Source organism: Streptomyces sp. NBRC 110035 (assembly GCF_000829695.1).
GTDB lineage: Bacteria > Actinomycetota > Actinomycetes > Streptomycetales > Streptomycetaceae > Streptomyces.
Genome location: NZ_BBNN01000030.1, coordinates 141,547 through 163,825 on the forward strand (window position 1 = coordinate 141,547; position 22,279 = coordinate 163,825).

Sequence of the window (22,279 nt, forward strand, 5' to 3'; positions counted from 1 at the left end):
AGGTGGCCATTTTCGAACGGGGTTCCGGCGCAGGCGAGGGGCCTCGACGGGCCACGGTGACCGGGCGGCGCGCGCCGAGGAGAATCGCCGCATGCGTATTCTGATCGTCACCGCCGGCTCACGGGGAGATGTCGCGCCCTTCACAGGTCTGGGGCGGCGCCTGCTGGACGCGGGCCATCAGGTCGCCGTGGCCGCTCATCCGTCCTTCGGCGCACTCGTCGGCGGGTGCGGTCTCGACCACCGGCCTGTGCCGGGAGACCCGCAGGGGCTGCTCCGAGCCTGGTCCCGGGCGGCTTCGCGGGAGGAAGCCCGGGCGATGACCAGGGCGTACGCGGACGGCCTCGCCGACGGAGTGGCGGACGCCGTGGCCGCCGGAGCCGACCTGGTGCTCACCCCCTTCGGTCCCGCACCGTTCAGCCGGACGGCCGGCGAAGCGTTCGGCGTCCCCGTCATCGGCACCTACCTCACACCGGCGTTCGCCACCGCGGAGTTCCCGCTGCCCGGGGCGCGAGACATCGACGGCCCGGGCCCGGAGGGGAACCTCGCGGCCGGCCGGGCCGTGCTGGAACGCGCGAAAGGGGTCTTCGCGGGCGCCGTGACCAGGCTGCGCGACCGTCTCGGGCTGCCCGCCGACGCACCATCGGCACCGGAGGAGATCCGGCCGGTCCTCCACGGCTTCAGCCCGCTGGTCGTGCCGCGTCCCGGGGCCTGGCCGTCGGGGGTGGGCGTGGCGGGCTACTGGTGGCCCGCCAGGCCGGACCGCTGGCAGCCTCCGGCCGAACTGGTCGACTTCCTCCAGGCCGGTCCGCCCCCGGTGTTCATCGGGTTCGGCAGCATGGCACCGGGGCAGGGGGAACGGCTCAGCGAGCTGGTGGCCGCGGCGGTAAAGCGGGCAGGCGTACGCGCGGTGGTGCAGGCGGGGTGGGCCGAACTGGGCGGCTGCGGCGCCGACGTCCTGGCCGTCGGCGACCTTCCGCACGACTGGTTGTTCCCCCGCACCGCCGCCGTCGTCCATCACGCCGGGGCGGGTACCACCGCGGCCGGACTGCGGGCCGGAGTACCCGCCCTGCCCGTACCGGTCATGGCCGACCAGCCGTTCTGGGCGTCCCGGCTGCACCGGCTGGGAGTCGCTCCCCGACCCCTGCCGTTCCAGGATCTCACCGCCGAAGCCCTCGGCGCCGGGATCACTGCCTGTCTGTCCGATCCGGCCCACCGCCGCCGCGCGGCTGAACTCGCCCGCGGCATCGCCGCAGAGGACGGCGCCGCTGCGGTGCTCGCCCACATCGGCTCAGGATGCGCCGGGTGAATCCGGGGACGCTCCGTCGCCGTGGTCACCCGCGAAGGCTTCGAGATGGCGCTGGAGGGTGCGTGTCCGTCCCACTCCTGGCGCGCCGTCCACTGCGGCGATGGGGCGTGCACCGCCTTGATTCGTCTGGGTGGTCGGCAGGGGCGGGCCTCCGGGCCGGCTGCCCGGGGCCCGTGCTGCCGGCGCCCGTCGAGGGCCATGGGTTTCTCCCTCTCCGGTGTTGCGCGAAGCTGATCGGTTTTCGGCCAGTTCCTGACCGGATGTGGAGTGCTGTTCCTGCTTTCGGTGGTCCACTTCGGTAACCCGTTGCTTATGGGTGGGGTCGGTCTGTCACTCTGTCGGCATTGATCGAGATGTATTCGTACGAACTGCCCGGGGAGCTGCCCATGGGGGCCATTCCGACGCAACGGGAGACCTCCCCTGCCGCGTCCGAGACGTTCGCGCGGGCGTGTGCGCGGGCGGACGCGACCCTGCCCGGCGGTTCCCTCGCCCCGGGGTCCGCGCGCGCCCTGGTGCGGGCGGCGCTCGCCGAGTGGACGGAACGCGCCCTGCCCGGCGTCGAGCACCTCACCACCCGCGCCGTCGACGACGCCATGCTGATCGCCAGCGAGCTGGTCACCAACGCCGTCGTCCACGCCGGGACCGAGGTACGGCTCACCTGCGCGCTGGAGGAGGACACCGGCGCGCTCGTCGTCGAGGTCGCCGACCGGCACCCCTCCCGCGCCCCGCGCGACGGCGGGCCGGACGCGGTGCCCTCCGGGAGTCCCGAGGGCCATGAGTACGGGCGGGGGCTGCGGCTCGTCGCCGCTCTCTCCGAGGCCTGGGGGATCACGTACCGGCCCGGCGCCCACACGAAGACGGTCTGGGCCCGTGTCCCCGCCAGGGGCCTTGCACCGGACGACCTCGACGACCCCGACGACCCGGACGACGTGACGGGCGGTGCGGGGCGCCCGGCCGACTGGGGCGCCTGGGGCGACGACGTGGGCGCGTACGCGGGGGAGGCGGAGCCGGACGGGGCGTACGAGGTCCCGGGGCCCGGTGGGGGCCGGGAGGCGTGGCGTGCCGCGCGGCCGTACCGGCGGGACGGGGCCTGGCTGGGCCGCGGGGCGCTGTCGTTCCTGGCCGAGGCCTCCGATCTGCTCGCCGGGCAGCTCGACGAGGACCTCGTCGCCGCGCTCACCGGGCAGCTGATCGTTCCGCGGCTCGCGGACTGGTGCGCCGTGTGGCTGGAGGACGAGAGCAGCGGTCACGGCGGCTGGGGCGAGGGCGTGCCGGCCGGCGGGTCCCGCCTCGCCCGGGTCTGGCACGCCGACGAGAGCCGCGTCGAGGAACTGAGCCGGGTGCTCGGGCAGAATCCGCCACCGCCCTCCGACCCGTTGTCCCCCGGCCCGCTCGACTACCCCTGGCCCGAGAAGGCGTTCCGGATGCCGGAGGCCGACCTGGACCTGCCGGAGGCCGCTCTCGGCGGGTCGGAGGGCCTCGGCGGGCCGGAGGGCTTCCGCATGCCGGGAAGCCTCGGCATGCCCGGGGCCCCGGACGGCGGACCGGCGTACGACTGTGCCGTCTCCGTCTCCGCCCCCGTCGCCCTCCCGCCGCCGGTCTCCGTTCCCGCGCCCGGCGCGGCCCTCGCCTACCGGCTCGTCGTCGGCGGGCGGCCGCTCGGGACGCTGGTGATCGGGCGGGCCGGGATCGGGCGGTTTCCGGACGAGATCACCGGACTGGTGGAGGATCTCGGGCGGCGCGTGGCGCTCGCCATCGGCGCCGCCCGGCAGTACGCCCGCCAGGCCACCATCGCCGCGGTGCTCCAGCGCGGACTGCTGCCCGGCGCCGTCGCCGAGATCCCCGGTGTGCGCTCCGCGTTCGTCCACGAGCCCCTCGACAAGGGCGGGCCGAGCGGCGACTTCTACGACCTGTTCCAGGCGGGCGAGGGCCGCTGGTGCTTCGCCGTCGGTGACGTCCAGGGCAAAGGGCCCGAGGCGGCCGTCGTCATCGGTCTCGCCCGGCCCTGGCTGCGGCTGCTCGCCCGCGAGGGCTACCGCGTCGCCGACGTCCTCGACCGCCTCAACCGACTGCTCCTCGACGACGCCACCGAGGCCGCCGACGCCGCCGCCCGCGCCCTCGTCGCCGCCGGGGCCCGCCCCTCCGCCCCGGGCGACGGCCCCCAGACCCGTTTCCTGTCCCTGCTCTACGGCGAGCTCACCCTCCGCGACGAGGGCGACGGCGGCGCCCGCGTCACCCTCGGCTCCGCCGGGCACCCCCTGCCGCTGCTGCTCGCCCCCGACGGCACGGTCCGTACCGTCGCCCAGCCGCAGACCCTGCTCGGGGTCGTCGAGGACGTCACCTACACCAGTGAGACCTTCGAGCTGCGCCCCGGCGACACCCTGCTCTGCGTCACCGACGGCGTCACCGAGCGGCGCTCCGGCTCCCGCCAGTTCGACGACGGGGACGGGCTCGCCACGGCGCTGGCCGGCTGCGCGGGACTGGACGCCGGGCTGACGGCGGAAAGGATCAACCGGCTCGTCCACGAGTTCGGGGCACGGCCGCCGGCCGACGACCTCGCGCTGCTCGTGCTCCAGGCGGAGTGACGCCGGGGGCGCCGACGACGCGGGAGGGGACCGGAGCGCGTGCGGGACAATGGAGCACATGCCTTCCGCTCTCCCCGACGGCGAGCCCGTCCCCGCCGACGGCGCGCTGCCCGCGTCCGCACTCGCCGGTGCCACGGACCGCCCCCTCGGGTTCTACCTGCACGTGCCGTACTGCGCGACCCGCTGCGGCTACTGCGACTTCAACACCTACACCGCCACCGAGCTGCGCGGCAGCGGGGGCGTGCTGGCCTCCCGCGACCACTACGCCGAGACCCTGACCGACGAGGTCCGCCTGGCCCGCAAGGTGCTCGGCGACCACCCGCGCGAGGTCCGCACCGTGTTCGTCGGCGGCGGCACGCCCACCCTGCTGGCCGCCGACGACCTCGTACGGATGCTGGCCGCGATCCGCGACGAGTTCGGGCTCGCGGCGGACGCCGAGGTGACGACGGAGGCGAACCCGGAGTCGGTCGACCCGGCCTACCTGGAGACCCTCCGCGCGGGCGGCTTCAACCGGATCTCCTTCGGCATGCAGAGCGCCCGGCAGCACGTGCTGAAGGTCCTCGACCGCACGCACACCCCCGGCCGCCCGGAGGCCTGCGTCGCCGAGGCGCGCGCGGCGGGCTTCGAGCACGTCAACCTCGACCTGATCTACGGCACCCCCGGCGAGTCCGACGACGACTGGCGGGCCTCGCTCGACGCGGCGACCGGTGCCGGGCCGGACCACGTCTCGGCGTACGCGCTGATCGTCGAGGAGGGCACCGGGCTGGCCCGGCGCATCCGGCGCGGCGAGGTCCCGATGACCGACGACGACGTCCACGCCGACCGGTACCTGATCGCCGAGGAGGTCCTGTCGCAGGCCGGCTTCGACTGGTACGAGGTGTCCAACTGGGCCACCTCCGACGCCGGCCGCTGCCTGCACAACGAGCTGTACTGGCGGGGCGCCGACTGGTGGGGCGCCGGCCCGGGGGCGCACTCGCACGTGGGCGGGGTCCGCTGGTGGAACGTCAAGCACCCGGGCGCGTACGCGGCGGCGCTGGCGTCGGGCCGGTCGCCGGGCGCGGGCCGGGAGCTGCTGTCGGACGAGGACCGGCGGGTGGAGCGGATCCTGCTGGAGCTGAGGCTGCGGGAGGGCGTGCCGCTGTCACTGCTGAAGGAGGAGGGACTGGCGGCGTCGCGGCGGGCGCTGGCGGACGGGCTGCTGGAGCGGAAGCCGTACGAGGAGGGGCGTGCGGTGCTGAGGCTCCGAGGGCGGTTGCTGGCGGATGCCGTGGTCAGGGATCTGGTGGACTGATCACTCGGCGGAGTGAGTCGCCGCGGAACGCGGATCCGGCCCCTGACCTGGTTCGTAGGCTGCCGCTCGACATGCTGGGCATCGGCCTGGACACCAGTGAATCCGGCAGCTTCCAGGGCGTCAGGCCCCACCGTTTTCCGTGACGAAGTCGATCAGCTCCTCCACCCGGCCCAGCAGCGCCGGCTCCAGGTCCCTGTACGAGCGCACCGAACCGAGGATGTGCTGCCACGCCTCGCCGGTGTTCGCCACGCGCCAGCCCAGCGCCCGGCACACCCCCGTCTTCCAGTCCTGGCCGCGCGGGACGCGGGGCCACGCCCCGATGCCCAGGGACGACGGCTTCACCGCCTCCCAGATGTCGATGTAGGGGTGGCCCACCACCAGGGCGTGCTCGCTGGTGACGGCCTCGGCGATGCGCGACTCCTTCGAACCCGGCACCAGGTGGTCCACCAGGACCCCCAGCCGCGCGTCCGGGCCCGGACCGAACTCCTCGACGATCGCCTGGAGGTCGTCGACGCCCTCCAGGTACTCCACGACCACGCCCTCGACGCGCAGGTCGTCGCCCCACACCCGCTCGACCAGTTCGGCGTCGTGGCGCCCCTCGACGTAGATGCGCCCGGCGCGTGCCACGCGCGCGCGTGCGCCCGGGACGGCCACCGACCCGGACGCCGTACGGGCCGGACGCGACGGACCGGCGGCCGGCCGCACCAGCGTCACCACGCGTCCCTCCAGGAGGAACCCGCGCGGCTCCAGCGGAAACACCCGGTGCTTGGCGAAGCGGTCCTCCAGGGTCACCGTGCCCGCCTCGCAGCGGATCACCGCGCCGCAGAATCCGCTGCCGGGCTCCTCCACCACCAGACCGGGCTCGGCCGGCACCTCGGGGACGGGCCGGGACTTCTTCCACTCGGGGGTCAGGTCGGGAGAGTACGGGCGCATTCTGATGACGATAGGAGAAGCCGGCCCCCGTTCGGCCGAGGATTCAGCACGACACGCCGAAGCGGGCCGCGAGGGCGTCGCGCTGGGCCCGTACGAACGCCGCGTCCACCGCCGCGCCGTGGCCGGGAACGTACACCGCGTCCTCGCCGCCCAGGGCCAGAAGCCGGTCCAGGGCGCCCGGCCACTGCGACGGGACGGCGTCGGGGCCCGCCTGCGGTTCGCCGGACTCCTCCACCAGGTCGCCGCAGAACACCACCCGCGGTTCGCCGGTGACCAGCACCGCGAGATCGTGCGCCGTGTGGCCCGGGCCCACGTTCGCGAGCAGCGCCCGCCGTCCGCCGCCCAGGCCGAGCGTCCACTCGCCGGACACCGTGTGCCGGGGACGGACCAGCGCGTCCACCGCCTCCCGGGCCTCCCGCGCGTCCAGACCGTGGCGCTCCGCGTCCGTGAGCAGTTCCTCGCGCCCCCGCGCCAGCACCGTGTCCAGCCCCACCGCGCCGAACACCTCCGCGCCCGCGAACACCGCGGCCCCCAGCACGTGGTCGAAGTGGGGGTGGGTGAGCGCGAGATGCGTCACACGCCGCCCGGCGAGCGACTGCGCCCCGGCCCGCAACCGCGCGCCCTCGCGCAGGGACGAACCGGCGTCCACGAGCAGCACCGCGTCCGCGCCGACGACGAGGCCCACCGTGCAGTCCCACACCGGAAGCCGGCACCGCCCCACCCCCGGCGCCAGCCCTTCCCATCCCGACTCTTCCCACGCCACCGTCATACCGCGACGCTAACGGCCCACGGGTCTGCGCGGCGCGTTTGCGCGGGACCGGCCTTGCCCGGGGAGTACCCCCCGGCCGTACACTGGGCGGGGAGTCTGGCACTCGCGTGCGAAGAGTGCCAGGGCATCAGGGAAACGGACCGGGCGGACGGCTTTTGGAGGTGTGCGTGATGCTCAGTGAACGCAGGCTCCAGGTGCTGCGCGCCATCGTCCAGGACTACGTCGGCACCGAGGAGCCCGTCGGCTCCAAGGCCCTCACCGAGCGGCACAACCTGGGCGTCTCCCCGGCCACCGTGCGCAACGACATGGCGGCCCTGGAGGACGAGGGCTTCATCGCCCAGCCGCACACCAGCGCCGGGCGCATCCCCACCGACAAGGGCTACCGGCTCTTCGTGGACAAGCTCGCCGGCGTCAAACCGATGACCGCGCCCGAGCGGCGCGCCATCCAGAACTTCCTCGAGGGCGCCGTCGACCTGGACGACGTCGTGGCCCGCACGGTGCGGCTGCTCGCGCAGCTCACCCGGCAGGTCGCCGTCGTGCAGTACCCGTCGCTGACCCGCTCGACCGTGCGGCACGTGGAACTGCTCCCGCTGGCGCCCGCGCGCGCCATGCTGGTGCTGATCACGGACACCGGACGGGTCGAGCAGCGCATGGTCGACTGCCCGGCGCCGGTCGGCGAGGCGTCCCTGGCGGATCTGCGGGCCCGGCTCAACAGCCGTGTCGCGGGCCGCCGTTTCACCGATGTACCGTCCCTCGTCGAGGACCTCCCGGAGGCCTTCGACCCCGAGGAACGCGGTACGGTCTCGACCGTGCTCTCCACCCTCCTGGAGACGCTGGTCGAGGAGAACGAGGAGCGGTTGATGATCGGCGGCACCGCCAATCTGACCCGCTTCGGGCACGATTTCCCCTTGGTGATCCGGCCTGTCCTGGAGGCACTCGAGGAGCAGGTCGTGCTCCTCAAGCTGCTCGGAGAGGCGAAGGATCCGGGCGTGACCGTCCGTATCGGTCATGAGAACGCCCATGAGGGACTCAACTCCACGTCCGTCGTGTCGGTGGGCTACGGTTCGGGCGGCGAGGCGGTTGCCAAGCTCGGCGTGGTCGGACCGACCCGCATGGATTACCCGGGAACGATGGGAGCGGTACGCGCAGTGGCACGGTACGTCGGACAGATCCTGGCGGAGTCGTAAGTGGCCACCGACTATTACGCCGTACTCGGCGTGCGCCGGGACGCGTCGCAGGAAGAGATCAAGAAGGCCTTCCGGCGACTCGCCCGCGAGCTGCATCCGGACGTCAACCCGGATCCGAAGACCCAGGAGCGGTTCAAGGAGATCAACGCCGCCTACGAGGTCCTGTCGGATCCGCAGAAGAAGCAGGTCTACGACCTCGGCGGCGACCCGCTCCAGCAGGCCGGAGCAGGCGGCGGCGCGGGCGGCTTCGGGGCGGGCGGCTTCGGCAACTTCTCCGACATCATGGACGCGTTCTTCGGCACGGCGTCGCAGCGCGGTCCGCGCTCGCGCACCCGCCGCGGCCAGGACGCGATGATCCGCCTCGAGGTCGAGCTGGACGAGGCCGCGTTCGGCACGACCAAGGACATCCAGGTCGACACGGCGGTCGTCTGCACCACGTGCAGCGGTGAGGGCGCGGCGCCGGGCACCACGGCGCAGACCTGTGACATGTGCCGCGGCCGGGGCGAGGTCTCGCAGGTCACCCGGTCCTTCCTGGGCCAGGTCATGACCTCGCGCCCCTGCCCGCAGTGCCAGGGCTTCGGCACCGTCGTCCCGAACCCGTGCCCCGAGTGCGCGGGCGACGGCCGGATCCGCTCCCGCCGCACCCTGACGGTGAAGATCCCGGCCGGTGTGGACAACGGGACCCGGATCCAGCTGGCGGGCGAGGGCGAGGTCGGCCCCGGCGGCGGTCCCGCCGGCGACCTGTACGTCGAGATCCACGAGCTGCCGCACAACATGTTCCAGCGGCGCGGCGACGACCTGCACTGCACGGTCACCCTCCCGATGACGGCGGCCGCCCTCGGCACCAAGGTGCCGCTGGAGACGCTGGACGGCATGGAGGAGGTCGACATCCGGCCCGGCACGCAGTCCGGCCAGTCGATCCCGCTGCACGGCCGGGGCGTCACGCACCTGCGGGGCGGCGGCCGGGGCGACCTCATCGTGCACGTCGAGGTGCAGACCCCGGGCAAGCTCGACCCCGAACAGGAGCGCCTGCTGCGCGAACTCGCCAAGCTCCGCGGCGAGGAGCGCCCGCTGGGCCAGTTCCAGCCGGGCCAGCAGGGCCTGTTCTCCCGGCTGAAGGACGCCTTCAACGGGCGCTGACGGGCGCTTTCCCGCGGGGACCGGACGAGGTCCCCGCGGTGCCCCCGGAAGCGGGCCGCGCCAGGGGCGCGATCGGCTCCGGAGCCGTTTCGGACCCACTCCCGGTCGGGTGGTGACCCGTCCCCGGTCGAATTCGGAGATGTCCGAAGGACGTGGCAACATGCCGTCATGTCCTTGGCCCTCACCGACCTCCTCCGGCACCCCGTGGTGCAGGCCCCGATGGCGGGCGGAGTCGCCGTGCCGCAGCTCGCCGCGGCCGTGTCCGAGGCGGGCGGGCTCGGGTTCCTGGCCGCCGGGTACAAGACCGCGGACGGGATGTACCAGGAGATCAAACAGCTGCGCGGGCTGACCGGGTTCCCCTTCGGCGTCAACGTCTTCATGCCCCAGCCCGAGACCCCCGACCCCGCCGCCGTCGGCGTCTACGCCCATCAGCTGGCCGGTGAGGCCTCCTGGTACGCCACCGGGCTGGGCGACCCCGACGACGGCCGCGACGACGGCTACGACGCCAAACTCGCCGTCCTGCTCGACAACCCGGTGCCGGTGGTGTCGTTCCACTTCGGCGTGCCCGCCCGGGACGTCCTGGACGCCCTGCGCCGCGCCGGCACGTTCACGCTGGCCACCGCCACCACCCCCGACGAGGCGCGGGCCGTCCAGGACGCGGGCGCCGACGCGGTGATAGCGCAGGGTGCCGAGGCCGGCGGCCACCGGGGCACCCACCGGGACTGCCCGGAGACGGACTGCTCCGGCATCGGGCTGCTGCCCCTGGTCAGCCAGGTGCGGGAGGCCGTGGACATCCCGATCGTCGCGGCCGGCGGCATCATGCACGGCAGCCAGATCGCCGCCGTCCTGGCGGTCGGCGCCTCGGCGGCCCAGCTCGGCACGGCGTTCCTCGCCACGCACGAGTCCGGTGCGCACGTCCTGCACAAGCAGGCGCTGACCAACCCCCTGTACACCCGCACCGAACCGACCCGCGCCTTCTCCGGACGCCCGGCCCGCGCCCTGGTCAACCGCTTCCTGCGCGAGCACGGCCGCTACGCCCCCGCCGCCTATCCGGACGTCCACCATCTGACCGCCCCGCTGCGCAAGGCCGCCGCCACCGCCGGGGACCCGCAGGGCATGGCGCTGTGGGCGGGACAGGGTCACCGGATGGCCCGCGAGCTGCCCGCCGGGCAGCTGGTGGAGGTGCTGGCCGCCGAGCTCACCGCCACCCGGACCGCGCTGTCGGCGGGAGGTACCCGATGACCGCCCCGGTCTTCGTCGTGGACGACTTCGGCACGGACGGCTTCGGCCACCACGTGCTCGACGGCCCCGAGGGACGGCACGCCGTCTCCGTGAAGCGGCTGCGGGCCGGGGAGAAGGTCGTCCTCACCGACGGCGCCGGCCGCCGGGCCGAGGGCGAGGTGACCGCGACCGAGGGCAGGGACCGGCTGGTCGTGCGCCTCGGCGACGTCGTCGAGGAGCCCGTGGAGTCGCCCCGGCTCACCGTCGTCCAGGCCCTGCCCAAGGGGGACAGGGGCGAGCTGGCCGTGGAGACGATGACCGAGGTCGGCGTCGACGCGATCGTGCCGTGGTCGGCGGCGCGCTGTGTCACCCAGTGGCGGGGCGAGCGCGGGCTGAAGTCCCTCGGCAAATGGCGGGCGACGGCCCGCGAGGCGGGCAAGCAGTCCCGCCGGACACGCTTCCCGGAGGTCGCGGACGCGGCCACGACCCGACAGGTTGCGTCACTTCTCGCCGGAGCCGACTTCGCCGCCGTCCTCCACGAGAGCGGCACCGAACCCCTCGCGACCGCCGGACTCCCCTCCTCCGGCAGCATCGTGCTGGTCGTCGGCCCCGAAGGCGGGGTCTCGCCGGAGGAGCTGGAGCTCTTCGCGCAGGCCGGCGCCAAGCCCTACCGCCTGGGCCGCAGCGTCCTGCGCACCTCCACCGCCGGCACCGCGGCGACGGCCGTGCTCCTGACCCGTACGGGCCGCTGGTCCTGATCCGGGACCGCCGAGGTGCCGGGACGCCGGTGCACCGGGGCGCCGACCAGGCCCGGCAGCGGGGGCGGGGCGGGGGCGCCCGCGGTGGCCGTATGCGCTCTACCGTCACGTCCGTGACGGTGGCAGGCTGCCGTCCATGGCGTCCAAGGGGGCACTGACGAGGAGTTGGCCGAGGAGTTGGCCGAGGGCCCGGCGCGGGACACGGTGGCGGCGTCCGGTACTGGCCGTGGGGTTCGCCGTGGTCGCCGTGGGCGGGGCCGTGGCGTGCGAGCCGGGCTCGGTCGGCTCGACCGCGGTGGCGCTCACGACCGACGAGACGGTCACCCGGGAGCTCAACCGGCAGAAGACCGGCGTGCGGTGGCTCAGCTGCACCGCCTCCTACGGGGACGACGCGAGCGCGTCGTCGCGGTCCGCGAGCGCGGGCGAGAACACGGTGGCCACCGTGGACTGCGACGGGGAGACCGAGGACGGCAAGGAGATCACCGTCACCGGGAAGATCACCCACGCCGTCAACGGCGCCTGCGTGCGCGGGGACATCACCGCGAAGGTGGACGGCAAGCAGGTGTTCCGGGTCGACGGCCTGGGTGACTGCGACGCCACCAGTCCGCCTCCGGTGGGCGAGCCCACGGGCCGCGGCCCGCAGCCCACCGTCACGGTGACGGTCACGACGACCGTGTGGTGCGACCAGTACCCGTCCTGCCGCCCTGTCGAGGGCAAGTGATCCAAACCCCTGTCCACGCCGACCGCGCCTGCGTAGGGTGACCGGGTGACACACTCTGCTTCGGTCGCCTCCGCCGCGTATCTCCGGTTCCCGCACCCGCACGGCGAGTTGGTCGCCTTCACCGCCGAGGACGACGTGTGGCTCGCCCCGCTCGACGGCGGCCGCGCCTGGCGGGCCAGCGCGGACAACGTGCCGGTGACGATGCCCCGCATCTCGCCCGACGGCACCACCGTCGCCTGGACCTCCACCCGTGACGGCGCCCCCGAGGTGCACATCGCCCCCGTCGAGGGCGGACCCGGCCGCCGCCTGACGTACTGGGGCAGCTCCAGGACCCAGGTGCGCGGCTGGACCCCGGACGGGAAGGTCCTGGCGCTCAGCACCCACGGCCAGGCCAGCCTGCGCCGCACCTGGGCCCGTGTGGTCCCCCTCGACGGAGGCCCCGCCACCACGCTGCCGCACGGCCCCGTCGGCGACGTCGCCCACGGGCCGCGCACCGTCCTGCTCTCCGCGACGATGGGCCGCGAGGCCGCCGCCTGGAAGCGCTACCGGGGCGGCACGGCGGGCAAGTTGTGGATCGAGCAGGAGTCCGGGGACGGAGACGGCGCGGGGAACACGGCCGACGGCCGTGTCGAGTTCGTACGCCTGCACGCCGACCTCGACGGGAACATCGAGTACCCGATCTGGGTGGGAACCAGGATCGCCTTCCTCAGCGACCACGAGGGCACCGGCGCGCTGTACTCCTCCCTCGCCGACGGGTCCGACCTGCGCCGGCACACCCCGCTCGGCGGGTTCTACGCCCGGCACGCCGCCACCGACGGCACCCGCGTCGTCTACTCCAGCGCCGGCCGGCTGTGGACCCTCGACGACCTGGACGGGGCCGAGCCCCGTCCGCTCGACATCCGGCTCGGCGGCCAGCGCGTCGACCTGACGCCGTTCCCGGTGAACGCCGCCCGCTGGTTCGGCTCCGCCTCCCCCGACCACACCGCGCGCGGCAGCGCCGTCTGCGTGCGCGGCACCGTCCACTGGGTCACCCACCGGTCGGGACCCGCCCGCGCCCTCGCCGCCACCCCCGGCGTCCGCGCCCGGCGCCCGCACACCTTCCGCGCCGACGGCGAGGAGTGGGTGGTGTGGGTGACCGACGCCGAAGGCGACGACGCCCTGGAGTTCGCCCCGGCCACCGGCCTCGCCCCCGGCGCGACCCCGCGCCGGATCGCCGCCGGACAACTCGGCCGGGTCCTGGGACTCGCGATGTCGCCGGACGGCAGCCGCGCCGCGGTCGCCTCGCACGACGGCCGCGTCCTGCTCGTCGAGCGGGAGACCGGCGAGGTCCGCGAGGTCGACCGCAGCGCCGACGGCGACGTCTGCGGGCTGGCCTTCTCACCCGACTCCGCCTGGCTCGCCTGGTCCCACCCCGGCCCCCGCCCGCTGAGCCAGCTGAGGATCGCCAGCACCACCGACCTCCAGGTCACCGAGGCGACCCCGCTGCGCTTCCAGGACTACGCGCCCGCCTTCACCCTCGACGGCAAGCACCTCGCGTTCCTGTCCACCCGCTCCTTCGACCCGGTCTACGACGAGCACGTCTTCGACCTCGCCTTCGTCGAGGGCGCCCGGCCGCACCTGATCACCCTCGCCGCGACGACCCCGTCACCGTTCGGCCCGCAGCGGCACGGCCGCCCCTTCGAGACGCCGGACCGGGACGAGACCCCCGACAGCGAGGGCACCCCGACCACCCGGATCGACCTGGAGGGGCTCGCCGACCGGATCGTGCCGTTCCCGGTCGTGGCCGCCCGCTACTCCCACCTGCGTGCCGCCAAGGACGGGGTGCTGTGGCTGCGGCACCCGGTGCGCGGCGTGCTCGGCGCCTCCCGGGCCACCCCCGACGACCCCGACCCGAAGACCGAGCTGGAGCGCTACGACCTCGCCCAGTCACGCATCGAGCACCTGGCCTCGGACGCCGACCACTTCGAGGTCAGCGGCGACGGCAAGCGGGTGCTGCTGTGGACCGACGGCCGGCTCAAGGTCGTCCCCAGCGACCGGCGCGCGTCGGGCGACGACGACAGCGACAGCAACATCACCGTCGACCTCGACCGGGTCCGCCAGTTCATCGACCCGGCCGCCGAGTGGCGGCAGATGTTCGACGAGGCCGGCCGCATCATGCGGGACAACTACTGGCGGCCGGACATGAACGGCCTCGACTGGGACGCCGTCCTCGACCGCTACCGGCCCGTCCTCGACCGGCTCGCCACCCACGACGACCTGGTCGACCTCCTGTGGGAGGTGCAGGGCGAACTCGGCACCTCGCACGCCTACGTCACCGGGCGCGGCGGCTTCGGCGGCGGCGCCCGGCAGGGCCTGCTCGGCGCGGACGTCTCCCGCCACGAGGACGGCAGCTGGCGCGTCGACCGCATCCTGCCCGCGGAGACGTCCGACCCCCAGGGCCGTTCCCCGCTGGCCGCGCCCGGCGTCGCGATCCGCGCCGGTGACGCGATCGTCGCCGTGGCCGGGCAGCCCGTCGACCCGGTGGGCGGACCGGCCCCTCTGCTGGTCGGCACCGCGGGCAAGCCCGTCGAGCTGACCGTCTCCCCGGCAGGCGGCGGCGAGGCGCGGCACGCGGTCGTCGTCCCCGTCGCCGACGAGGAGCCGCTGCGCTACCACGCGTGGGTCGCCGACCGGCGGGCGTACGTCCACGAGCTGTCCGGCGGCCGGCTCGGCTACCTCCACGTCCCCGACATGCAGGCTCCCGGCTGGGCCCAGATCCACCGGGACCTGCGGGTCGAGGTGGTCCGCGAGGGCCTGATCGTGGACGTCCGGGAGAACCGCGGCGGCCACACCTCCCAGCTCGTCGTGGAGAAGCTGGCCCGGCGGATCGTCGGCTGGGACCTGCCGCGCGGCATGCGCCCGGAGAGCTACCCGCAGGACGCGCCACGCGGTCCGGTCGTCGCCGTCGCCAACGAGTTCTCCGGCTCCGACGGCGACATCGTCAACGCGGCGATCAAGGCGCTCGGCATCGGCCCGGTCGTCGGCACCCGCACCTGGGGCGGCGTCGTCGGCATCGACAGCCGCTACCGGCTGGTCGACAACACCCTCGTCACCCAGCCCAAGTACGCCTTCTGGCTGGAGGGTTACGGCTGGGGCGTGGAGAACCACGGCGTGGACCCGGACGTGGAGGTCGTCCAGCGTCCGCAGGACCACGCGGCGGGCCGGGACGTCCAGCTGGACGAGGCGGTACGGCTGGCGCTGGCCGCGCTCGAGGAGACCCCGGCGAAGACGCCGCCGACGCTGGAGTAGACGGCCCGGCGCCGCGGCACGTCCGGGCGTCCGCCCGCGTTTCGGCGTCGCCCGTGCCCCCGTGCCCCCGTGCCCCCGGGGTTTTGTGTCGCCGCGTCTCCGCGCCGCCTTGCGTCCGCTTGCGTCCCGGGGGTCCGCTTGTGTCCCGGGGGTCCGCCTGGGTTTCGGTGTCGCTGTGTCTCCGTGTCCTCGGGGTTTTGTGTCTCCGCGCCGCCTCGCGTCCGCCCCCGCCCCGGGGGCTGCCCCCGTCCCGGCGTCGCCCGTGTCCCCGCGTGCGGCGCATCCGCCTGCCCGGCGTCCGGGCCCGTCCCCGGAAGCCTGCCCGCCGCGGCGGGGGGCGACTACGATGCCTCCGTACGCGATCACCACGCACCGAGGAGGGCCTGCCATGGCAGGGGAACCGCAGGACGACTGTCTGTTCTGCAAGATCGCCGCAGGGCAGACCCCGGCGACGATCGTCCGGGAGACGGACACCACCGTCGCGTTCCGCGACATCAACCCGCAGGCGCCCACGCACATCCTGGTGATCCCGAAGGTGCACCACAAGGACGCGGCGGCCCTCGCCGCGGCCGCCCCCGGGGTCGCGGCGGACGTCCTGCGCGAGACGCAGGCCGTCGCGGACCAGGAGCAGCTGGAGAGCTACCGCACCGTCTTCAACACCGGCAGCGCCGCCGGCCAGACCGTCTGGCACGCGCACGCCCACGTCCTGGGCGGCCGCGGTCTCCACTGGCCCCCCGGATAGGCGGCGGCTTCCTTGTCCGTACGCGAACTGGTGGTGCTCGGCACCGCCAGCCAGGTGCCCACCCGCCACCGCAACCACAACGGCTATCTGCTGCGCTGGGACGGCGAGGGCATCCTGTTCGACCCCGGCGAGGGCACCCAGCGCCAGATGCTGCGCGCCGGGGTCGCCGCGCACGACCTGAACCGGATCTGCGTCACCCACTTCCACGGCGACCACTCGCTCGGCCTCGCCGGAGTGATCCAGCGCATCAACCTCGACCGGGTCCCGCACCCCGTCACCGCCCACTACCCGGGCTCCGGGCAGCGTTTCTTCGACCGGCTGCGGTACGCCACCGCCTACCGCGAGACCGTCGGCATCACCGAGGAACCCGTCGCCGCCGACGGCCCGCTCACCCGCACCGCCGGATACACCCTGGAGGCGCGGAAGCTGTCGCACCCCGTCGAGTCGTACGGCTACCGGCTGGTCGAACCCGACGGCCGCCGGATGCTGCCCGACCGGCTCGCCGCGCACGGCATCAAGGGCCCGGACGTCGGCCGCATCCAGCGCGAGGGCACGCTCGACGGGATCGCGTTGGAGGACGTCAGCGAGGTGCGGCGCGGCCAGCGGTTCGCCTTCGTCATGGACACCCGGCTCTGTGAGGGGGTGCACGCGCTCGCCGAGGGCTGCGACCTGCTCGTCATCGAGTCCACGTTCCTCGACGAGGACGAGGAACTCGCCGTCGAGCACGGTCACCTGACGGCCGGCCAGGCGGCCCGGGCGGCACGGGACGCAGGCGTGCGGCATCTGGTGCTCACCCACTTCAGCCAGCGCTACAGCGACCCGGAGGAGTTCGAGCGGCAGGCGCGGGCCGCCGGGTACGAGGGCGAGCTGACCGTGGCCCGCGATCTGCTGCGGGTGCCGCTCCCCAAGCGCCGCTGAGGCCGCCCGTACGATGCTTCGATGCCCGTACCCAAAGCCGAACTGCACCTTCACATCGAAGGCACCCTCGAACCCGGGCTCGCCTTCGCCCTGGCCGCCCGCAACGGCGTCGACCTGCCCTGGACCGACACCGACGCCCTGCGCGAGGCGTACCGCTTCCAGGACCTCCAGTCGTTCCTGAACCTGTACTACGCACTCATGACCGTGCTGCGCACCGAGCGGGACTTCGAGGACCTCGCCGACGCCTACCTGGCCCGCGCCGCCGCGCAGGGCGTGCGGCACGCGGAGATCTTCTTCGACCCGCAGGCCCACACGGCGCGTGGCGTCGGCATGGACACCGTGGTCGAGGGGTTGTGGCGGGCACTCGGGCGCAGCCAGGAGAGGCACGGCGTCTCGACCCGGCTGATCATGTGCTTCCTGCGGGACGAGTCCGCCGAGTCGGCCCTGGCGACGCTGGACGCGGCCAGGCCCCACCTGGACCGGATCACCGGTGTCGGCCTGGACTCGGCCGAGGTCGGCCACCCGCCCGTGAAGTTCCGTGCGGTGTACGAGGCGGCCGCCGCGCTCGGGCTGCGGCGCGTGGCGCACGCCGGTGAGGAGGGGCCGCCGGAGTACATCACCGAGGCGCTGGACGTCCTCGGCGTCGAACGGGTCGACCACGGGCTGCGCTGCGTGGAGGACCCGGCGCTGGTGGCACGGCTGGTGCGGGACCGGATCCCGCTGACTCTGTGCCCGCTGTCGAACGTCCGGCTGCGCGCCGTGGACACCCTCGCCGACCATCCGCTGCCCGCGATGCTCGACGCCGGCCTGCTGTGCACGGTGAACTCCGACGACCCGGCCTACTTCGGCGGCTACGCGGGCGACACCTTCGACGCGGTGCGCGACACGCTCGGCCTCGGCCCGGAGCGGCTGCGCGAGCTGGCCCGCAACTCCTTCCTCGCCGCCTTCCTGGACGACGAGGAGGACCGGCGGAGCAGGTACCTCGCCGAGGTGGAGGCGCACGTCTTCCCGTAGGCCCCACGCGGTCCCGCCGTAGAGCCGTCAGCCGTCAGCCGTCAGGCATCAGGCGTCCGGCGTGCGGACCGGGGGTGGCGCAAGCATCCCTGTGCACACGGGGCGCAGCCCCGTCGACCGCCGCGACGGCCGTCCACGGTCTCCGTGGGGTGCCGCCGAACGGGCCGGCACCCCACGGAGCCGGCCCACCTCCACGCCGACGGGCCCGAGGCCACCGTCGAGACGGCCGGGGACGTCGCCGCGCGGGCCGCCGGCCGACGGTCCGGGACCGGTTGCCCCCTGCCCCATTGACGCTCCCTGTTCGCCTGTCTAACCTCTGTTCCCCTATGTGGATGGCCTCCCGCGGTCCGGCTGCGCGGACGCCGTCCGTGGCCCCGTACGCGCCCCGCTCGCCGCCCTCTCGCCCTCCCGGGCCCGCCCGCCGCCGGCCCGGACCTCGTAGGAGCCGCCCCGTGACCGCGCAGACCGTGCCCGCCGCGCCGACCGCCCGCGACCTGACCGTCACCGAGGTGCGGCTCACACCGATCCTGGTCGCCGACCCGCCGCTGCTGAACACGCAGGGCGTCCACCAGCCGTACACGCCCCGGCTGATCGTCGAGATCGTCACGGCGGACGGGACCACCGGGGTGGGGGAGACCTACGGCGACACCACGTACCTGGAACCGGCCCGCCCCTTCGCCGAACAGCTCGAGGGCCGCAAGGTCACGGACGTGAACGCGCTGTTCGCGCTCCTGGACGAGGTCGCCGTCGCGGCCGCCCGGGTCGACACCGCCGTCGACGTCGGCGGACTGCGCGGCGTGCAGACCGCCGACAAGCTGCGGCTGTCCATCGCCTCCGCCTTCGAGGTCGCCTGCCTCGACGCCCTCGGCAAGACCCTCGGTCTGCCCGTGCACGCCCTGCTCGGCGGCAAGCTCCGCGACACCGTGGAGTACAGCGCGTACCTCTTCTGCAAATGGGCCGGCCACCCCGAAGGCGTCCCGGCGGAGAAGGACGACTGGGGCGCCGCCCTGGACCCGGCCGGCGTCGTCGCGCAGGCCCGCGCCCTCAAGGAGCGGTACGGCTTCGGCTCCTTCAAACTCAAGGGCGGCGTCTTCCCGCCCGAGGAGGAGGTCGCCGCCGTCCGTGCCCTGGCCGAGGCCTTCCCCGGCCACCCGCTGCGGCTCGACCCCAACGGCGCCTGGTCCGTCGAGACCTCGGTCGAGGTGGCCGAGGAGATCGGCGGACTCCTGGAGTACCTGGAGGACCCGACGCTCGGCACCCCCGCCATGGCCGAGGTCGCCGCCCGCACCGGTGTGCCGCTCGCGACCAACATGTGCGTGACGACCTTCTCCGAGATCAGGGAGGCGTTCACCACGAACGCCGTCCAGGTCGTCCTCTCCGACCACCACTACTGGGGCGGGCTGCGCAACACGCTCCACCTCGCCGCCGTCTGCCGCGCCTTCGGCGTGGACGTCTCCATGCACTCCAACACCCACCTCGGGATCAGTCTCGCCGCGATGACCCACGTCGCGTCCACCGTCCCCGGCCTGCACCACGCCTGCGACTCCCACTACCCGTGGCAGTCCGAGGACGTCCTCACCGAGCGCCTCACCTTCGAGGACGGCGCCGTGCGCGTGTCCGACGCACCCGGCCTCGGCGTCACCCTCGACCACGACCGGCTCGCCGCGCTGCACCGGCGGTGGCTGGAGGACGACGGCACACTCCGCGACCGCGACGACGCGGCGGCCATGCGGATCGCCGATCCCGACTGGGTCACCCCGACGGTGCCCCGCTGGTGAGAGGCCTCCCGTCACGCCGGAGCCCCGGGCGGGGGCGGTTCCGGCGTGACGGGCGGCACGTTGTCGGCGACGTGGTGCACACTGGCCAGAACCGCACCAGGTCAGGGAGCGCAACGTGAGGGCGTCCACCACGCCGGCCGCGTCGGCCGGAGAGGGAAACACCGAGGGCGCCGGCACGGGCGCCCCGGACAGCGCGCCCCGGACCGCCGCCGTCCGCTCGGGGTCGTCCTGCATGCCCCATGTCGACCCGCTCGCCGCGCTGCGCGCGCCCGGCGACCCGCCCTGGGACGTCTACCTCACCGGCACCGTCTTCCTCGACATCGTCTTCACCGGGCTCGACTCCGCTCCGGTGTGCGGGACCGAGTCCTGGGCGCGCGGGATGGGGTCGAGCCCCGGCGGCGTCGCCAACATGGCCACCGCCCTGGCCCGCCTCGGCCTGCGCACCTCCCTCGCGGCCGCCTTCGGCGACGACCACTACGGGGACTACTGCTGGGACGCCCTGGAGAAGGGCGAGGCCATCGACCTCTCCCCTTCGCGCACCGTGCCCGGCTGGCACTCCCCGGTCACGGTCTCCATGGCGTACGAGGGGGAGCGCACGATGGTCTCCCACGGTCACGAGCCGCCCCCGGAGCAGCCCTCCCGTCCGTCCGGCCCCGCCGCCCGCAAGCGGCTCCCGCCCGGCGCGGACCTGCCGCCCTGCCCGCCCCGCGCGCGGGCCGCCGTCGCCTCCCTCACCCCGGGCCGCAGCGACTCCTGGATCGCCCGCGCCGCGGCGCGGGGCACCCGGGTCTTCGGGGACGTCGGCTGGGACGACACCGGTGCCTGGGACCTGGCCGCGCTGCCCGACCTGCGGCACTGCGAGGCCTTCCTGCCGAACGCGCAGGAGGCCATGCGCTACACCGGCACCGACTGCCCCCGCGCCGCCGCGCACGCCCTCACCGACCAGGTGCCGGTCGCCGTCGTCACCCTCGGCGCGGACGGGGCGTACGCGGTGGACCGGCGGACCGGGGAGAGCGCCGAGGTGCCGGCCATCGCCGTCGAGGCCCTCGACCCGACCGGCGCCGGGGACGTCTTCGTCGCGGGCTTCGTCACCGGCAGCCTGGCCGGCTGGCCGCTCGCCGACCGTCTCGCCTTCGCCGGCCTGACCGCGGCCCTCTCCGTCCAGGAGTTCGGCGGCTCCCTGTCGGCGCCCGGCTGGTCGGAGATCGCCGCCTGGTGGCGCGAGGTCCAGTCCGTACGGGCCCAGGACCCGGCCGCGCTCAGGCGCTACGCGTTCCTGGCGGATCTGGTTCCCGACGACCTGATCCGCCCCTGGCCCCTGCGCCGGGCGGTCCCGACCATCGGCTTCGGCCGGTCGTCCTGACCCACCCGCCGCCCCTCCCCGGCCCGCCGGTGCGGGTCGGGGACGTCACCCCGTCCCCGACCGCCGCCACCCCGCTGTGAAAAGGCCTACAGGGTTGTCATCCCCGCGTCGTACCCTGGGAGTCGCGAGGCCGCCCTCAGCTGCGCGGCCCTGACGAGGAGGAACCGCAGGCCTTCAGAGCCGGCCCATGACTCAGACACCCACAGATCACACCCCCGCGCAGGAGCAGGCGAGAGTACAGCTCACCGTCCCGGCCAAGCACCCCATGGTGACCGTGCTGGGATCCGGCGACTCCCTCCTCCGCGTGATCGAGAAGGCCTTCCCGGGGGCCGACATCCACGTCCGGGGCAATGAGATCAGCGCGGTCGGCGACGCCACGGAGGTCGCCCTCGTCTCGCGCCTGTTCGACGAGATGATGCTGGTGCTCCGCACCGGACAGCCGATGACGGAGGACGCGGTGGAACGCTCGATCGCGATGCTGAGGACCGCCGAGGACGGGGAGGGCGACGGCCGGGAGACCCCGGCCCAGGTGCTCACGCAGAACATCCTGTCCTCGCGCGGCCGCACGATCCGTCCCAAGACGCTCAACCAGAAGCGCTACGTGGACGCGATCGACCAGCACACCATCGTCTTCGGCATAGGCCCCGCCGGTACGGGCAAGACCTATCTCGCCATGGCCAAGGCGGTGCAGGCCCTGCAGTCCAAGCAGGTCAACCGCATCATCCTGACCCGCCCCGCGGTCGAGGCCGGAGAGCGCCTGGGCTTCCTGCCCGGCACCCTCTACGAGAAGATCGACCCGTACCTGCGTCCGCTCTACGACGCCCTGCACGACATGCTCGACCCCGACTCCATCCCCCGTCTGATGGCGGCCGGGACCATCGAGGTCGCGCCGCTGGCGTACATGCGGGGCCGGACGCTCAACGACGCCTTCATCATCCTGGACGAGGCGCAGAACACCAGCGCCGAGCAGATGAAGATGTTCCTCACCCGGCTCGGGTTCGACTCGAAGATCGTCATCACGGGTGACGTCACCCAGGTCGACCTGCCGAGCGGCACCAAGTCCGGGCTGCGGCAGGTGCAGGACATCCTGGAGGGCGTCGAGGACGTCCACTTCTCCCGGCTGTCGTCGCACGACGTCGTCCGGCACCGGCTGGTGGGCCGTATCGTCGACGCGTACGAGCAGTACGACAGCGAGCACGGCACCGAGAACGGCACGCGGGAGAGCGGCCGGGGCAGGTCCGGGCACAAGGGGAAGTAGACCGAGC

17 protein-coding genes are annotated in these 22,279 nt (G+C 74.2%); 15 read left to right on the forward strand and 2 right to left on the reverse strand.

Annotation, left to right across the window (positions count from 1 at the left end; translation table 11 throughout):
- The first annotated feature begins 91 nt into the window (after positions 1–91).
- The 3 genes from TU30_RS20650 (at position 92) to hemW (ending at position 5,182) form a co-directional block, all read left to right on the forward strand.
- Entirely contained in the window at positions 92–1,306 is a 1,215-nt protein-coding gene (locus TU30_RS20650) for a glycosyltransferase (RefSeq protein ID WP_042172074.1), read from the forward strand.
- Between the two features lie 353 nt (positions 1,307–1,659).
- The gene (locus tag TU30_RS20655; RefSeq protein ID WP_042172076.1) at positions 1,660–3,891 is read left to right on the forward strand and encodes an ATP-binding SpoIIE family protein phosphatase; all 2,232 of its coding nucleotides are present in this window, start codon (positions 1,660–1,662) and stop codon (positions 3,889–3,891) included.
- A 58-nt stretch (positions 3,892–3,949) separates the two neighbouring features.
- Positions 3,950–5,182 carry a radical SAM family heme chaperone HemW gene (gene hemW / locus TU30_RS20660; protein ID WP_042172262.1) on the forward strand — a complete coding sequence of 411 codons (1,233 nt, stop codon included), beginning with the start codon at positions 3,950–3,952 and terminating at the stop codon, positions 5,180–5,182.
- 120 nt (positions 5,183–5,302) lie between these two features.
- Here hemW and TU30_RS20665 read toward each other — a convergent pair whose 3' ends face one another.
- Complete coding sequence (locus TU30_RS20665) at positions 5,303–6,115, reverse strand: DUF3097 domain-containing protein (RefSeq protein ID WP_042172078.1); 813 nt, start codon at positions 6,113–6,115, stop codon at positions 5,303–5,305.
- Positions 6,116–6,158: 43 nt separating this feature from the next.
- Positions 6,159–6,884, reverse strand: coding sequence for an MBL fold metallo-hydrolase (locus TU30_RS20670; protein ID WP_042172080.1), 726 nt, complete (start codon positions 6,882–6,884; stop codon positions 6,159–6,161).
- A gap of 170 nt (positions 6,885–7,054) precedes the next feature.
- Between TU30_RS20670 and hrcA the strand changes: the two genes are divergently transcribed.
- The 12 genes from hrcA (at position 7,055) to TU30_RS20730 (ending at position 22,272) form a co-directional block, all read left to right on the forward strand.
- On the forward strand, positions 7,055–8,071 hold the full coding sequence (gene hrcA, locus TU30_RS20675) for a heat-inducible transcriptional repressor HrcA (RefSeq protein ID WP_042172081.1): 1,017 nt from the start codon (positions 7,055–7,057) through the stop codon (positions 8,069–8,071).
- Positions 8,072–9,211 carry a molecular chaperone DnaJ gene (gene dnaJ, locus TU30_RS20680; RefSeq protein WP_042172083.1) on the forward strand — a complete coding sequence of 380 codons (1,140 nt, stop codon included), beginning with the start codon at positions 8,072–8,074 and terminating at the stop codon, positions 9,209–9,211.
- Between the two features lie 168 nt (positions 9,212–9,379).
- Positions 9,380–10,453: a nitronate monooxygenase gene (locus TU30_RS20685; protein WP_042172085.1), complete on the forward strand. Its 1,074-nt coding sequence runs from the start codon at positions 9,380–9,382 to the stop codon at positions 10,451–10,453.
- Entirely contained in the window at positions 10,450–11,190 is a 741-nt protein-coding gene (locus TU30_RS20690; protein WP_042172087.1) for a 16S rRNA (uracil(1498)-N(3))-methyltransferase, read from the forward strand. Before TU30_RS20685 ends, TU30_RS20690 begins: the two co-directional genes overlap by 4 nt.
- 136 nt (positions 11,191–11,326) lie before the next feature.
- The gene (locus tag TU30_RS20695; RefSeq protein WP_370626679.1) at positions 11,327–11,911 is read left to right on the forward strand and encodes a hypothetical protein; all 585 of its coding nucleotides are present in this window, start codon (positions 11,327–11,329) and stop codon (positions 11,909–11,911) included.
- Positions 11,912–12,019: 108 nt separating this feature from the next.
- Positions 12,020–15,199 (forward strand): S41 family peptidase, encoded by a 3,180-nt coding sequence (locus TU30_RS20700; protein WP_370626688.1) that lies wholly within the window; start codon positions 12,020–12,022, stop codon positions 15,197–15,199.
- A gap of 388 nt (positions 15,200–15,587) precedes the next feature.
- Entirely contained in the window at positions 15,588–15,941 is a 354-nt protein-coding gene (locus TU30_RS20705; RefSeq protein ID WP_042172090.1) for a histidine triad nucleotide-binding protein, read from the forward strand.
- Positions 15,942–15,953: 12 nt separating this feature from the next.
- A complete protein-coding gene (locus TU30_RS20710) occupies positions 15,954–16,859 on the forward strand; it encodes a ribonuclease Z (RefSeq protein WP_042172092.1) in 906 nt (301 codons plus the stop codon).
- 21 nt (positions 16,860–16,880) lie between these two features.
- Positions 16,881–17,873 carry an adenosine deaminase gene (locus TU30_RS20715; protein ID WP_042172094.1) on the forward strand — a complete coding sequence of 331 codons (993 nt, stop codon included), beginning with the start codon at positions 16,881–16,883 and terminating at the stop codon, positions 17,871–17,873.
- A gap of 467 nt (positions 17,874–18,340) precedes the next feature.
- Positions 18,341–19,651 (forward strand): glucarate dehydratase family protein, encoded by a 1,311-nt coding sequence (locus TU30_RS20720; RefSeq protein ID WP_042172265.1) that lies wholly within the window; start codon positions 18,341–18,343, stop codon positions 19,649–19,651.
- A 232-nt stretch (positions 19,652–19,883) separates the two neighbouring features.
- Positions 19,884–21,014 (forward strand): carbohydrate kinase family protein, encoded by a 1,131-nt coding sequence (locus tag TU30_RS20725; protein WP_042172267.1) that lies wholly within the window; start codon positions 19,884–19,886, stop codon positions 21,012–21,014.
- Between the two features lie 187 nt (positions 21,015–21,201).
- Entirely contained in the window at positions 21,202–22,272 is a 1,071-nt protein-coding gene (locus TU30_RS20730) for a PhoH family protein (protein ID WP_042172096.1), read from the forward strand.
- The last annotated feature ends 7 nt before the right edge of the window (positions 22,273–22,279 follow it).

What these genes read in the sequence shown, in the direction of transcription:
- TU30_RS20695 (WP_370626679.1), top strand. Translation starts at nt 11,327, where the DNA reads ATGGCGTCCAAGGGGGCACTGACGAGGAGTTGGCCGAGGAGTTGGCCG.
- TU30_RS20655 (WP_042172076.1), top strand. Translation starts at nt 1,660, where the DNA reads ATGTATTCGTACGAACTGCCCGGGGAGCTGCCCATGGGGGCCATTCCG.
- TU30_RS20670 (WP_042172080.1), bottom strand. Translation starts at nt 6,884, where the DNA reads ATGACGGTGGCGTGGGAAGAGTCGGGATGGGAAGGGCTGGCGCCGGGG.
- TU30_RS20665 (WP_042172078.1), bottom strand. Translation starts at nt 6,115, where the DNA reads ATGCGCCCGTACTCTCCCGACCTGACCCCCGAGTGGAAGAAGTCCCGG.
- hrcA (WP_042172081.1), top strand. Translation starts at nt 7,055, where the DNA reads ATGCTCAGTGAACGCAGGCTCCAGGTGCTGCGCGCCATCGTCCAGGAC.
- TU30_RS20715 (WP_042172094.1), top strand. Translation starts at nt 16,881, where the DNA reads ATGCCCGTACCCAAAGCCGAACTGCACCTTCACATCGAAGGCACCCTC.
- hemW (WP_042172262.1), top strand. Translation starts at nt 3,950, where the DNA reads ATGCCTTCCGCTCTCCCCGACGGCGAGCCCGTCCCCGCCGACGGCGCG.
- TU30_RS20650 (WP_042172074.1), top strand. Translation starts at nt 92, where the DNA reads ATGCGTATTCTGATCGTCACCGCCGGCTCACGGGGAGATGTCGCGCCC.
- TU30_RS20685 (WP_042172085.1), top strand. Translation starts at nt 9,380, where the DNA reads ATGTCCTTGGCCCTCACCGACCTCCTCCGGCACCCCGTGGTGCAGGCC.
- TU30_RS20705 (WP_042172090.1), top strand. Translation starts at nt 15,588, where the DNA reads ATGGCAGGGGAACCGCAGGACGACTGTCTGTTCTGCAAGATCGCCGCA.
- TU30_RS20725 (WP_042172267.1), top strand. Translation starts at nt 19,884, where the DNA reads ATGCCCCATGTCGACCCGCTCGCCGCGCTGCGCGCGCCCGGCGACCCG.
- TU30_RS20730 (WP_042172096.1), top strand. Translation starts at nt 21,202, where the DNA reads ATGACTCAGACACCCACAGATCACACCCCCGCGCAGGAGCAGGCGAGA.
- TU30_RS20690 (WP_042172087.1), top strand. Translation starts at nt 10,450, where the DNA reads ATGACCGCCCCGGTCTTCGTCGTGGACGACTTCGGCACGGACGGCTTC.